Here is a 12,852-nt window from a genome sequence, read left to right on the forward strand (position 1 = left end):
CTACGCGCGCCGAAACCAACTCGACACTGAGCTTCGCGGTCGTCTCCAACGCCCTCACCCGTTCATCCGATGAACCCGCCGTGCGTTCGATGCTCGACGCCATCGGACGTGATCGCAATCTTTCGTTCATCGTCTACGACGGCAATGTCAAGGGCGGCAACGAGCCATGCCGCGACAGCATCTACCAGTCACGTCACGATCTGCTCGATGCATCGCGCACGCCGGTCGTGCTGCTGCTCGGCCAACACGATTGGGCCGACTGCGGCCTCGTGCATCCGGGCGGCTACGATCCCGTCGAACGCCTCGATTTCGTGCGTCAACTGTTCTTTCCCGACGCAAACTCACTCGGACAAAATCCGCTAACTTTGGCACGCGAAAGCGATGTTGCGCGCTTTCGCACCTATCGCGAAATCGTGCGATGGCAGGATCAGGGCGTGGCGTTCATCGGCCTGAACGTTCCGAGTCCGAACAATTATTATCTGACCGCTGGCGGACGTAACGGCGAATTCGAAGATCGCGCCGTCGCAACGGGTTTCTGGATCGAACATGCAGCGGAAACCGCGCGCCGCAGCGAGATGCGCGCGCTCGTCATCATCCTTCAGGGCGATCCCGATTTCGGCCGATACGAACGTCGTGAGCGCTTCGCATGGCTGCGTTTCTCACGATCGAATCAACCGCGCGATGGCTTTCTCGAACTCAAGCGCAGTCTGGTGAAAGCTGCGGAGACGTTTCGTGGTCCGGTGATCGTCATTCATGGCACTGAAACGCCGGAGCCGAACGGCTTTCATATCGATCAGCCTTTGCGCAACGACAAAGGCATCACGGTGACCAATCTCACGCGCGTGGCCATCGCGTTCAAAAAGCCGCAATCGCAATGGCTCGAAGTGCAGACCGATGCGCAATGGCATCCGCCATTTCGCCTGCGCGTGCGCAATACGAGCGATGTCCGCAAGCGCGAGAACACGGATACGCCGCCGCCCGAAGCGCCTGCGTTACCGCGGAATGATCTTCCTGACTACCTGCCACCGCCAGCTATGCCCGCATCGGACTTGCCGCCGATACTCACGCCTCCATCGAGCATGCCGCCGATCCTTCCCGCGCCCGCATCAGGCGTACAGGACAACTGAACCGCCCAATAAGCCAAATAAGCCAAATAAAAAAGCGCAGCCGAAGCTGCGCTTTCGTATCTTGATGAACGCTTTGCGCGATGCGCTCAGTGCAACCGCTCAGTGCAGCGTCGGACCCGTGTCCTTGCGTGGCTCGCCGTCTTCATCGTCCTCGTCTTCATCGACAATGGACAGGCCGTCCGCGCCATGCGCATGCTGATGCTCAATCTCGTCTTCGGTGGCATCGCGCACTTCCTGCACCGACAGCGCGAAACGCAGCGCCATGCCGGCCAGCGGATGATTGCCGTCGAGCACAACCTTGTCTTCCGCGACGTCCGTCACCGTGTAGATGAGCGTGTCGAGTTCGTCGTCGCTGTCTTCGGGCGTGCCTTCGAACTGCATGCCGACTTCGAGCGGCTCCGGAAAGCGATTGCGTTCTTCGATCTTCACGAGTTCGGGATCGTATTCACCGAACGCGTCTTGTGGTTCGAGCTGAATGCTCGTTTCAAAACCGGGCTCGCGACCGTCGAGCGCTTCCTCGATCTTGGGGAACGTGCCATCATAGCCGCCGTGCAGATAGACCATCGGCTCGTCGCTTTCCTCGATCAGATTGCCTTGCGCATCCGATAGCTTGTAAGCGACCGAAACCACGGTGTCTTTCGCAATTTTCATTGGATCCTCCAAGATACAAGCCTCAATTATACGATGCCCAAGCGGCCCTCAGACGTAACTCACGCCCCCATCAGCCATTCGACCGATGCCCGCGCGCCAATGCCCGACGAGCCAACACCTCTGTTGGGCAATCGCACTCCCCGACAGTTCATGCGGCGTTACTGGCAAAAGAAACCACTGCTGATCCGGCAGGCGATTCCCGGCCTCGCCGCCCCGCTCGCACGCGACGAATTGTTCGCGCTCGCCGATCTCGACGATGTCGAATCGCGCCTGATCACGCACTTCCGCAACGCCTGGAATCTGGAACACGGCCCGTTCGCACCCGATGAATTGCCATCGGTCAAGAAACGTGAATGGACGCTGCTCGTGCAAGGCGTGAACCTGCACGACGACCGCGCGCATGCGTTGATGAACCGCTTTCGCTTTATCCCCGATGCGCGGCTCGACGACCTCATGATCTCGTACGCAACCGATGGCGGCGGCGTCGGCGCGCACTTCGACTCTTATGACGTGTTTCTGCTTCAGGTTCATGGCAAACGGCGCTGGCGTATCGGCGCGCAACGCGATCTGTCGTTAAATCCAGACTTGCCGTTGAAAGTTTTACAGCACTTCGAGCCTGAAGAAGAATGGGTGCTGGAGCCAGGCGACATGCTTTATCTGCCGCCGCATATCGCGCATGACGGCGTGGCCGAAGGCGAATGCATGACGTGTTCGATCGGCTTTCGCGCGCCTTCAGAGCATGAATTGACGGCACAGTTCCTCTATCACCTGGCCGAACGGATGAGTGATACGCAGGACACGCCCAAAGCGAACGCGCGTTATCGCGATCCAAATCAGGAACCGGTCGAGCATCCCGCAGCGCTGCCCGCCATGCTCACCGAAAGGGTTGGCGCGATCCTTGCGAACGTAGACTGGGATGAGACGGATGTCGCGCAGTTTCTAGGCAGCTATCTCAGCGAACCGAAATCGAATGTGGTATTCGATCCGCCTGAACGCCCATTGAATGAAGATAAATTTGTTCAGCGTGCTAAAAAATCAGGCATAAAGCTGGATCGAAAAACGATCTTGCTTTACAACGCGAAGTCATATTTTGTTAATGGAGAAGCGGAGAAGTTATCGGCGAAGGCTAAAAAATGGCTTCCCGAATTAGCCGATTCACGCGGTCTGGAAGCGAAACGCTTTGTAACACTTACAGACGATTCGGCAATGACATCGCTGCTTTACGAGTGGTATCGTGCGGGCTGGATTCAGATTGACCCTTCAGCCTGAGTATCTTGCGCTTGATGTAAGCATCGGATATCAGTGAATGAATGGTTTTTGCTGTTCCGCAATATGAAAATTTGTATGAGAAAGACAACGTACCGGCCCCCGATTGATCGACGGTCGTTACGAAAGTGCCTATAATTTCCGGCCAAGCCGTAGGTGTCTCACATCAAAAAAATATTGTGAGCCTCCACAGCGGCCCAGGTCGGTGTTGGAGCACACATTACCGGTACTTTGCGCTGTTGCTTACCTTTAACCATAAAAGGACGTGATCATGAAGAAATCCCTCCTCGTAGCATCCCTGTTGGCTGCTGTTGCTCTGGCTGCATGCAACAAGTCTAGCGATTCGGCTGCTCCGAGCGCTGCCAGCGATTCGGCTGCTGCATCGGCTCCGGCCGCTGCTGCTTCGGACGCAACCGCAGCTGCATCGAGCGCTGCTGCTGCAGCAAGCGACGCAGCCTCGGCTGCTGGCGCTGCTTCGGACGCTGCTGCTTCGAGCTCGGACGCTGCCGCTTCGGCTGCTGCTCCGGCATCGGGCGCAAGCCAGTAAGGCTTCAGGCGCTACGTCACGGACTGCTTCATCGCAGTCCGCGAAACGAAAAAACCGGCTCTTGGGCCGGTTTTTTCGTATCTGCTGTCTCTGCTTTAGCTTCGCTTCAAGCGCTATAACGCGAGCCAGTCAAAGCCCTCATCCTGCGTCGCGACCACCACATCGATCGCCGATGCACCCAGCACGCCCGCCAACGCATCCTGCGCCAGATGCGGCAGATTGTTTTGCTGACTGAGATGCGCGGCCACGATATGCCGCAGCCTGGAACGATCGATCGAGTCCAGAATAGCGGCCGCCGCTTGATTGTTAAGGTGTCCGTGCGTCCCGCCGATACGCGCCTTCAGAGAGGGCGGATAGCGGCTCGCAGCGAGCATGGCGACATCGTGATTGGATTCGAGCACGAGCCCGTCACAGCCGCTCAGAACGCTCGTGATATGCGGTGTCGATACACCGACGTCAGTCAGTACACCGAGCCGGCTGGCGCCATCAGAGAACACGTATTGGAGCGGCTCACGGGCGTCGTGAGGCACGGTATAGGGCAACACACTCAGATCGCCGATCGGGACGCTCTCGTCGCCCCATAGCACGTTGAGCGTGACATCGGCTTCATCGGCACCGACGGCGCGCGCCGTGCCCCAACTCATGTAGAGCGGAATGGAAAACTTGCGCGCGAGCGTCAGCGCACTGCCGATGTGATCCGTATGCTCGTGCGTAATGACGATGGCCGTCAGTTGCTCGGCACTGCAGCCGAGCCGCGCGAGACGACGCTGCGCTTCCTTCGCGGAGAAACCGCAATCGAGCAGAACGCGCGTCGCGGTCGTGCCACTCGCCGCCTCGACGAGCAAACCATTCCCTTCACTACCGCTGCCGAGGCTGGCGAATCGCAACATGCCTTAGTTCAGTTGCGCATGCAGCAGCGACACGATGCGCTGCGCATCCGACGATGTATCCGGCTGACCGTTTGCATCGACCACACCGACTTGCGTGAGCGTGTCAGCCTTCGGCTTCACGTTGACGAGGAACTGGCGCGTGGGCATCGGCGTATTGCTGCTGAAGAACTTGCCGAACAGGCCTTCCTTCTTCAGATCCGCCATGGAGTCCGAATAATGCACGTAGTAGATGCCCTTCTCGCGATCGCGATTGTCGACCGTGAAGTTGGTGCGATCGAGCGCGAGGCCCACACGCAGCCATGCGCGATCGAACGGCTCGGCGAGATCGAGCGTGGACGTGCCGCCGCTTTGATCCACCGCGACCTTCGCGCCCGCCGGACGCGCCTTCGCGATCAACTGCTTCGACTGGTCTTCGGTGAGGCCGAACTTCTGCATGATCTTCTGCAGGATCACGCCTTCGAGTTGCGGGTTGCGCGGACGCGTTTCCCACTTCGACGAGGTCTTGTCCTGACCCGTCAGCACTTCTTCCATCGCGCTGTGCGTGACCGAAATATCCGTCGATCCATCCGATGCGCGGTCCACCTGCGTGCGGAACATATCGCGCGTACCCGACGAATACGCGAAATCGAACAGCTTGCCGACGCTGTTGCGGAACCAGTCGCTGGGAATGTTCGCGCGATTCTCGGCCCAGTCGGTGGCCATGATGCCGGTATTCGCGGAGTCGGTCTTCAGCGTGAAGCCGTTGTCGGTCCAGAACTCCTGCAACTGCGGCCAGACCTGATCCGGCGTGCGGCCATCGACCACCAGCCAGCGGCGATCGCCATCGACTTCGACGTGCATGCCGTACGGGTCCTGCGCGTTCGGCACGCCGAGCGTCAGATTGCCCTGCGGCGTCTTGGTACGCGAAGCCGTGCCGCCGAGCGTGTTGACCGCGGGCGGCGCGGCGTAGCGCTGGCTGATATCGGCGGTGCTGAGGTCGGACGGAACCGCGAGATTCGGCGCCGTTTCCGCAGTCTTGTAGTTGACGCGGTCCGGTGCGAGCCAGTCGTTCAGCGTGTCGCAGCCGGCGAGCGCAAATACGGCGCATGCGCCCAGCGACAATACGCTCAGGCGTTGGGCTTGAGTGAAGAAAGCGGAACGTTTCATGAGGTCCTTCTTTGCTGCGAAGATCGCATGGCTTCGGGTCGATCCTTAACGCTGCCGGATGCCGAGGCCAATGGGTGAAATGTGTTGATGGGCTTTTCGATGCATGACGATTGCTTGCGGCGGCTCGAACTGATGATGTGTTCTATGCCGCCGCAGTCGATTCGATCAGGCGAGCAGCCCGGCGTCGCGCAACGCGCCACGCACGACATCGTGATAACGCGCATCGAGCGGCGTGAGCGGCAGGCGGATGCCGCCTTCCATGCGGCCGAGTACTTGCAGCGCGTACTTGGCCGGGATCGGATTCGATTCGCAGAACAACTGCTTGTGCAGCGACAAAAGCTGCATGTGAATACGACGCGCGGTGATCGCATCGCCTTCGATGGCTGCGCGGCACAACTGGCTCATTTCCTTCGGCGCGACGTTGGCCGTCACCGAGATATTGCCGTGGCCGCCCAGCAGCATCAGCGCGATGGCAGTGGGATCGTCGCCGCTGTAGATGGCGAAGTGCTTCGGCGCGTGCTTGATCAGATGCGCGGCGCGATCGATATTGCCCGTCGCTTCCTTCACGCCGATGATGCCCGCCACGTCCGCGCAACGCAGAATGGTCTCGTTGCTCATATCGGCAACGGTGCGGCCCGGCACGTTGTAGAGAATCACGGGCAAATCGACGGCTTCGGCAATCGTCTTGAAGTGACGATAGATGCCTTCCTGCGTCGGCTTGTTGTAATACGGAACCACTTGCAGCGTGGCATCGGCGCCGACTTTTTTGGCCTGCTTCGACAGTTCGATGGCTTCCGACGTGGAGTTGCCACCCGCGCCCGCGATGATCGGGATGCGTTTTGCAGCATGCTCGACTGCCGTCTGGATCATCAGCACATGCTCTTCGACCGACAAGGTCGCCGATTCGCCGCTGGTGCCGACCACGACCAGCCCGTTCGAACCCTGTTCGATGTGCCAGTCCACGAGTTTTCTAAACGCCGGCAGATCGAGACTACCGTCCTCGTGCATCGGTGTGACGATGGCAGGAATGCTGCCGCGGATCTGGATGCCGCCGTTGGTTCCACTCGTTCCGTTTGTCATGAAACTCTATGAATTTAATCGTGAATTTAATCGCGAAATTCGCGCGAAAAGCGATATTCCGCGATTGTAGCGGATTAGCCGGTCAACGCGTAACGCGGCATACCCGATGCAGTGTTACCAAACGTGAGATCGCTGACTGCGCAGATTCGCTGGATGTACGCGGGGCGCGGCGTTTCGAGGAAACCGTCCTCGAAGGCGATCACCCGCAAGCGCCCACGCACCGCATCGAGCAATTCGCCGGGTGCGAGCAGAAACGCCGGATTCGAAGGCTTGCCGACAGACTCGTTACCGATAGCGAAAGTTTCGTAAATCAGCACGCCGCCGGGCGCGAGCGAGTCGAGCAAATGCCCGAACAGCGGGCGATGCAGATAATTCGTGACGATCACCGCACCGAACGTTCGGTCGGCGGGAATGGGCCACGGTGAGCCGTTTTCGAGATCTGCCTTGAGTGTTTCGATGCCCGATGGCATGGACGCCAGCGCTTCCTCGTCACGATCGACGGCGAGCACCGTATTTCCGCGATCAGCAAAGAACCGCGCATGACGCCCGCGGCCCGATGCGACATCGAGAACACTTGCGTCGGGCGCGATCAGATGCGCCCAACGCGTGACCCAGTCACTAGGCTCCATCAGTCGCGTCAGTTGTACGAGAGGCCCATCGCCTCGCGCACATCGCGCATGGTTTCGGTGGCGAACTTGCGCGCCTTGTCGCAACCATCCGCGACGATCGCGCGCAGCAGCGACGGATCGTCCATGTACTTCTGCGCGCGCTCAAGCATCGGCTGCTGCTCGCGCAGAATGCCTTCGATCACCGGCTGCTTGCACTCCAGACAACCGATGCCCGCGCTGCGGCATTCCTTCTGCACCCACTTATGCGTGGCTTCGTCGGTGTAGACCTCGTGTAGCTTCCACACCGGACACTTGTCCGGATCGCCCGGATCGGTGCGGCGCACGCGGGCGGGGTCGGTCGGCATCTTGCGCACTTTCTGCTCGATGGTCGCCGCGTCCTCACGCAAGCCGATGGTGTTGCCATACGACTTCGACATCTTCTGGCCGTCGAGACCCGGCATGCGCGACGCTTCCGTCAGCAGCACCTGCGGCTCGACCAGAATGATCTTGCGCGCGCCTTCGAGATAGCCGAACAGACGCTCGCGATCGCTCATCGACAGGCTTTGCGACTCCTGCAACATCGCGCGCGCTTGTTCGAGCGCTTCGTCGTCGCCTTCCTGCTGATACGCGGTGCGCAACTCGTGATACAGCTTCGCGCGCTTGCCGCCGAGCTTCTTCGCGGCTTCAAGCGCCTTCTCTTCGAAGTCCGCTTCCTTGCCGTAGAGATAGTTGAAACGGCGCGCGATTTCACGCGTCATTTCGACGTGCGGCACCTGATCCTCACCCACCGGCACCAGCGACGCGCGATACAGCAAAATATCCGCCGCCATCAGCACCGGATAGCCGAGAAAGCCGTAGGTATCGAGATCCTTTTCCTTCAGTTTCTCGATCTGTTCCTTGTAGGTCGGCACGCGTTCGAGCCAGCCGAGCGGCGTGCCCATGCCGAGCAAGAGCGACAGTTCCGCATGCTCGGGCACGCGGCTCTGGATGAAGAGCGTCGCCTGTGCCGGATCGATGCCCGAAGCGAGCCAGTCGATCAGCACTTCCCAGACGTTTTTCTCGATCACCTCGGGCGTTTCGTAGTGCGTCGTCAGCGCGTGCCAGTCGACCACGGCGAAGAAGCACGGATACTCGGATTGCAGCCGCACCCAGTTTTTCAGCACGCCGTGATAGTGGCCCAGGTGCAGCGACCCGGTGGGCCGCATGCCGGAGAAGATACGGTCAGGGAACATGATCTTATGGAAAGAGTGAAGCGAGGGGATTCAGTACCGCCGATACAGCCGCGTAACCCACATTCACGAGCGGCGACAGCCAGAATCGCGTGAGCGCGTTGGTCATGATGAGCGCCATCACGATCCAGAAGCCGTACGGCTCGATCTTCTGAAACGCGATCGATGCGCGCACCGGCAACAGTGCGGACAGAATACGCCCGCCGTCGAGCGGCAGCAGCGGAAAGAGATTGAGCACGCCGAACACCAGATTCACGCTGACGCCGGCAGCGGCCATGCGCGTGAGAAACGGTTCATCGACATGAAAGGCGGCGAGCATGACGGCCAGCACGCCCCAGAGCAGCGCCTGCACGAAGTTGCTGCCGGGACCGGCTGCGGCGACCCACAGGCCGCCCCAGCGCGGATTGCGCAGATTGCCGAAGGCGACCGGCACGGGCTTGGCGTAGCCGAACATGAACGCGCCGCTCGTGACGAAATACAGCACGATAGGAATGACAATCGTGCCGATCGGGTCGATATGGCGCATCGGGTTCATGGAAACGCGGCCGAGCACGTAGGCCGTGTTGTCGCCGAGCAGACGCGCGGCGTAACCATGCGCGGCCTCGTGCAGCGTGATCGCGAAGATCACCGGGAGCGCGTAGACCGCGATGGTTTGTATCAGGGAAGGATCCATAGAGCGGTATTGTATCAAGCAGGCAGGCGTTATCAGACACACGCGAGGCGCGTGCAGCGCCCTTCTCCGCATCATGACGCGGATCGCTTAAACAAGTCTTATTGAAGCGGAAAAGCGTTTCAGCGCGCTTACACCGTCAGCCCGAACGGTTCCAGACTGCCCCGCCCCGCGCGCACCAGCACCGGCTCATCGCCGGAAAGATCGATCACGGTCGAGGGTTCCGCCGGGCACGCGCCCGAATCGATCACCAGGTCGACCTGCTTTTCCAGACGCTCGCGGATTTCCTCGGCATCGTTGAGCGGCTCGGTATCCGGCGGCACGATCAGCGTCGATGCCAACAGCGGTTCGCCCAGCGCCTCCAGCAAATCCAGCGTGATCCGGTGATCCGGCACGCGCAGCCCGATGGTCTTGCGCGACGGATGCGACAGCCGCCGCGGCACTTCCTTGGTCGCCTGCAGCACGAACACATACGGCCCCGGCGTCACGGATTTGAGCAGCCGGTATTGCTGGTTATCGACCATCGCGAAGTTGGACAGCTCGGAAAGATCGCGCACCAAGAGCGACAGCAATTGCTTATCGTCGATACCGCGAATCCGGCGGATTTTCTCGACCGCGTTCTTATCGTCCAGATGGCAGCCCAGCGCGTAGCTGGAGTCCGTCGGCAAGGCGACGATGCCGCCGTCCTTGATGATCTGCACCGCCTGATTGATCAGCCGTGGCTGCGGATTGTCCGGATGAATACGAAAGTATTGAGACATGACGACGCCTTCTTGTTTCGTTCGTGCGTGCGGAGTGGCGGAGTGGAACAGGTGGCGCAATAAGCGTGCGGCACCGTGCGCGCCTGTTTTAAAGCGCGATGGACGGATCGTTACAGCCAGCGCTCCCAGACCGGCGTGAGATCGTCCGGCAGCGGCGGCAACTGCCCCAAATCGATGCGCCCCTCGCCCGGCCCGTGGAAGTCCGACCCGCGCGACGCCTCGAAACCATAGCGGCGCGCGACATCAGCGTACTCGCGATATTGATCCGGCGTATGGCTGCCCGTGACGACTTCGATCGCGCGGCCGCCCATCTGGATAAATTCGTCGAATAGCGCGGCGAACTCGACCGGCGTGTAATCGTAGCGGCCCGGATGCGCGATCACCGGTTCGCCGCCCGCACCGCGAATCCACTTCATGCAGTCGGCGAGTCTCGACCAGCGATGGCCGACGAAGCCCGGTTTGCCATCGCCGAGAAAGCGCGCGAAGACATCCGATGTCGATTTCGCGTAGCCCGCGTCCACCAAATAGCGCGCGAAGTGCGTGCGCGAAATCATGTCGGGATCCTCGGTGTAGCGCAGTGCGCCTTTGTAGCAATCCGGAATGCCGACCGCCGCCAACGCTTCGCCGATCGCCACGCCGCGTGCCGCACGGCCGTTGCGCGTCGCTTCCAGCCCTTTGACGAGCGCTTCGTTCTCCGGATCGACATTCATGCCGACGACGTGAATGGTGCGCCCTGCCCACGTCACCGAAATCTCCACGCCCGGCAAATACGCCATACCAAGCGATTCCGCCGCCGCGCGTGCTTCACGCTGGCCGCCGAGTTGATCGTGATCGGTGAGCGACCACAATGTGACGCCGCCTGCGTGCGCACGCGCCGCGACCTCCGTCGGGGTCAACTGACCATCGGATACGGTGGAGTGGCAGTGCAGATCGGCGTTCATCGTTTTATTCGGAATGTTCTTTCACATTCTACTTTAACGGCATGACAGCCCGCTTATGGAGGCTTCACGTGTCACTGCGCACAGAAGGCGCACAGAACGCCTCGATCAGCGCCGCGACGCGCTCTGGCTGATCGTGGTGAATCATGTGCCCCGCCTCATCGATAAATTCCTCGCGCCAGTCGGGAATGGCCAGAAAACGCGTCTTGAACTCGGGAATCGGCACTTCGCCGGCCATCCATGCGAGCGTCGGCGAATTCTTCGCCTCGACGTGCAGCACACGTGCCCGGATTTGCGACCAGATCGCCTTCACCTCATCCAGCCGATACGGCAGCGGTCCGCGCAGCTTGTGCGCCGGATCGGCGAGCAGATGAAACTGCCCATCGCTTTCCTGCCGCGACCAGTGCTGCGCGAGATAACGCGCGCGCGCCAGCGGAAGACGCGGATTGGTGCGGATCAGCCGATCGGCGACGTCGTCGAGCGTGGCGTAGCTGCGCAGTTCGGGCGGCGTGCGCAGATCGTCGAGCCATTGCGCGAGGCGTTTCGGCGCTTGCGATGGCCGCGCATCGGGGAGTCCGAAGCCTTCGAGATCGACCAGGCGGCGCACGCGCTCCGGCCGCACGCCCGCGTAGTGCATGGCGACGTTCGCGCCCATGCTGTGCCCGACGAGATTCACCTGACCGTGCGGCGCAAAGTGGTCGAGGATCGCGTCGAGATCGGAGAGATAGTCGGGAAAATAGTAGTTGCCGCCGCCCTGCTCGGCCACCTGCCAGTCGGACAGGCCGAAGCCGCGCGCGTCCGGCGCGAGCACTTGCCAGTCGCCATTCAGCGCATCCACGACGAACTGGAACGATGCGGACACGTCCATCCAGCCGTGCAGCATGAACAGCATTGGCGCATCGGGCGCGCCCCAGCGACGCACGTGCAAGCGCACGCCTTGTGTATCGACGAACTCGGAGCGCCAGTCTTTCATTGCATCTTCTCTCAGCAAAAACGTATGGTCGTTCGATTATAAAGGTGCTGCCGGTTTTTGAGATGCAGCCTCGTCGAGTTCGGCGAGCGCGCGGAGTTCGGCCTCATCGAAACCGGCGTCGCGACGGGCGTCGAAATTGAACGGGCCGCGCAGTTTTGGCGCGTGATATTGCTCGGCCAGACGCGCGTATGTGGGATGCGGATCGAGATTGGCCGCATCGCATAGATGGCGAAACCAGCGATTGCCGATCAAAACATGGCCGACTTCATCGCGCAAAATGATGTCCAAAATCGCCGCCGATGCATGATCGCCCGCCTGCGCGAGGCGCTTGCGAATGGGCGGCGATGCGTCGAGGCCGCGCGCTTCAAGCGTGCGCGGCACCAGCGCCATGCGCGCCAGCACGTCGTTGCGCGTGCGCTGCGCCATGTCCCAGAGGCCGTCGTGCGCGGGGAAATCGCCGTAGACGTGGCCGAATTCGGCCAACCGCGACGTCAAAAGCGAAAAGTGATACGCCTCTTCCGCCGCAACTTTCAACCAATCGCGATAAAAATCCTGCGGCATCGACGGAAAACGCCAAACCGCGTCGAGCGCAAGATTGATCGCGTTGAACTCGATGTGCGCGAGCGCGTGCAGCAGCACCGCGCGCCCCGCATCCGACTGCATGCTCCGCCGCTTCAGCGATGACGGCGCGACGAGTTCGGGCTTGTCGGGACGTCCGGGAAGGCTGTCTGGCTCGGCAAAAGACGTGTCCGTATCGATCCGAAAAGCGCTTTCGTACAGCGCGCGAGCACGCGCCGCCTTCTCCACCGGATCGCGCAGACAGAGAATCTCAAGCGCGGCGCGGCGCGCGCAGGCATCGGAAGAAGGCAAAGCATTCGGCATCAAATCATTCCAAATATCGGAGCGCGCGGCGGAAAAACGGCGCAAACGGCTAAAATACGCATTCCGGCGCATCAAACACAAGAT

Annotated in this window: 13 protein-coding genes; 2 read left to right on the forward strand and 11 right to left on the reverse strand. The window is 60.8% G+C overall.

The genetic code is table 11. From position 1 onward, the window contains the following. Nucleotides 1–1,127, forward strand: a 1,127-nt coding sequence (locus tag P7F28_RS28990; RefSeq protein WP_277188295.1) for a hypothetical protein, incomplete at its 5' end; no start/stop codon positions are given. A 99-nt stretch (nt 1,128–1,226) separates the two neighbouring features. Here the strand turns inward: P7F28_RS28990 and P7F28_RS28995 are convergent. Beyond that, nucleotides 1,227–1,778 (reverse strand): peptidylprolyl isomerase, encoded by a 552-nt coding sequence (locus P7F28_RS28995; protein WP_277188297.1) that lies wholly within the window; start codon nt 1,776–1,778, stop codon nt 1,227–1,229. A 33-nt stretch (nt 1,779–1,811) separates the two neighbouring features. Here P7F28_RS28995 and P7F28_RS29000 point away from each other — a divergent pair, with 33 nt between their 5' ends. Next, complete coding sequence (locus P7F28_RS29000) at nt 1,812–3,047, forward strand: JmjC domain-containing protein (RefSeq protein WP_370467428.1); 1,236 nt, start codon at nt 1,812–1,814, stop codon at nt 3,045–3,047. Nucleotides 3,048–3,704: 657 nt separating this feature from the next. Here the strand turns inward: P7F28_RS29000 and P7F28_RS29005 are convergent. The 10 genes from P7F28_RS29005 to P7F28_RS29050 all read right to left on the reverse strand — a co-directional run bounded on the left by P7F28_RS29005 (nt 3,705) and on the right by P7F28_RS29050 (nt 12,768). Continuing rightward, on the reverse strand, nt 3,705–4,478 hold the full coding sequence (locus tag P7F28_RS29005) for an MBL fold metallo-hydrolase (RefSeq protein ID WP_277188417.1): 774 nt from the start codon (nt 4,476–4,478) through the stop codon (nt 3,705–3,707). A gap of 6 nt (nt 4,479–4,484) precedes the next feature. Then, nucleotides 4,485–5,627 (reverse strand): outer membrane protein assembly factor BamC, encoded by a 1,143-nt coding sequence (gene bamC, locus P7F28_RS29010; RefSeq protein ID WP_277188300.1) that lies wholly within the window; start codon nt 5,625–5,627, stop codon nt 4,485–4,487. Nucleotides 5,628–5,792: 165 nt separating this feature from the next. Beyond that, a complete protein-coding gene (dapA, locus tag P7F28_RS29015) occupies nt 5,793–6,707 on the reverse strand; it encodes a 4-hydroxy-tetrahydrodipicolinate synthase (protein WP_277188302.1) in 915 nt (304 codons plus the stop codon). Between the two features lie 74 nt (nt 6,708–6,781). Then, nucleotides 6,782–7,336 carry a bifunctional 2-polyprenyl-6-hydroxyphenol methylase/3-demethylubiquinol 3-O-methyltransferase UbiG gene (locus tag P7F28_RS29020; RefSeq protein ID WP_277188304.1) on the reverse strand — a complete coding sequence of 185 codons (555 nt, stop codon included), beginning with the start codon at nt 7,334–7,336 and terminating at the stop codon, nt 6,782–6,784. An 8-nt stretch (nt 7,337–7,344) separates the two neighbouring features. Further along, on the reverse strand, nt 7,345–8,547 hold the full coding sequence (locus tag P7F28_RS29025; protein ID WP_277188306.1) for a tryptophan--tRNA ligase: 1,203 nt from the start codon (nt 8,545–8,547) through the stop codon (nt 7,345–7,347). A gap of 4 nt (nt 8,548–8,551) precedes the next feature. Further along, nucleotides 8,552–9,217: a site-2 protease family protein gene (locus P7F28_RS29030; protein WP_277188308.1), complete on the reverse strand. Its 666-nt coding sequence runs from the start codon at nt 9,215–9,217 to the stop codon at nt 8,552–8,554. Nucleotides 9,218–9,345: 128 nt separating this feature from the next. Beyond that, nucleotides 9,346–9,975 carry an L-threonylcarbamoyladenylate synthase gene (locus P7F28_RS29035; protein ID WP_277188310.1) on the reverse strand — a complete coding sequence of 210 codons (630 nt, stop codon included), beginning with the start codon at nt 9,973–9,975 and terminating at the stop codon, nt 9,346–9,348. Between the two features lie 110 nt (nt 9,976–10,085). Then, nucleotides 10,086–10,916, reverse strand: a complete 831-nt coding sequence (locus tag P7F28_RS29040) for a 3',5'-nucleoside bisphosphate phosphatase (RefSeq protein WP_277188312.1) — start codon at nt 10,914–10,916, stop codon at nt 10,086–10,088. Between the two features lie 64 nt (nt 10,917–10,980). After that, entirely contained in the window at nt 10,981–11,886 is a 906-nt protein-coding gene (locus tag P7F28_RS29045; protein WP_277188313.1) for an alpha/beta fold hydrolase, read from the reverse strand. A 36-nt stretch (nt 11,887–11,922) separates the two neighbouring features. Next, nucleotides 11,923–12,768 carry a ferritin-like domain-containing protein gene (locus P7F28_RS29050; RefSeq protein WP_277188315.1) on the reverse strand — a complete coding sequence of 282 codons (846 nt, stop codon included), beginning with the start codon at nt 12,766–12,768 and terminating at the stop codon, nt 11,923–11,925. Nucleotides 12,769–12,852: the final 84 nt, after the last annotated feature.

It is taken from the genome of Caballeronia sp. BR00000012568055 (assembly GCF_029439455.1).
Taxonomy (GTDB): Bacteria; Pseudomonadota; Gammaproteobacteria; order Burkholderiales; family Burkholderiaceae; genus Caballeronia.

Coding starts and splice junctions, on each gene's coding strand:
- P7F28_RS28995 (WP_277188297.1), bottom strand. CDS start 1,778: ATGAAAATTGCGAAAGACACCGTGGTTTCGGTCGCTTACAAGCTATCG.
- P7F28_RS29000 (WP_370467428.1), top strand. CDS start 1,812: ATGCCCAAGCGGCCCTCAGACGTAACTCACGCCCCCATCAGCCATTCG.
- bamC (WP_277188300.1), bottom strand. CDS start 5,627: ATGAAACGTTCCGCTTTCTTCACTCAAGCCCAACGCCTGAGCGTATTG.
- dapA (WP_277188302.1), bottom strand. CDS start 6,707: ATGACAAACGGAACGAGTGGAACCAACGGCGGCATCCAGATCCGCGGC.
- P7F28_RS29020 (WP_277188304.1), bottom strand. CDS start 7,336: ATGGAGCCTAGTGACTGGGTCACGCGTTGGGCGCATCTGATCGCGCCC.
- P7F28_RS29025 (WP_277188306.1), bottom strand. CDS start 8,547: ATGTTCCCTGACCGTATCTTCTCCGGCATGCGGCCCACCGGGTCGCTG.
- P7F28_RS29030 (WP_277188308.1), bottom strand. CDS start 9,217: ATGGATCCTTCCCTGATACAAACCATCGCGGTCTACGCGCTCCCGGTG.
- P7F28_RS29035 (WP_277188310.1), bottom strand. CDS start 9,975: ATGTCTCAATACTTTCGTATTCATCCGGACAATCCGCAGCCACGGCTG.
- P7F28_RS29040 (WP_277188312.1), bottom strand. CDS start 10,916: ATGAACGCCGATCTGCACTGCCACTCCACCGTATCCGATGGTCAGTTG.
- P7F28_RS29045 (WP_277188313.1), bottom strand. CDS start 11,886: ATGAAAGACTGGCGCTCCGAGTTCGTCGATACACAAGGCGTGCGCTTG.
- P7F28_RS29050 (WP_277188315.1), bottom strand. CDS start 12,768: ATGCCGAATGCTTTGCCTTCTTCCGATGCCTGCGCGCGCCGCGCCGCG.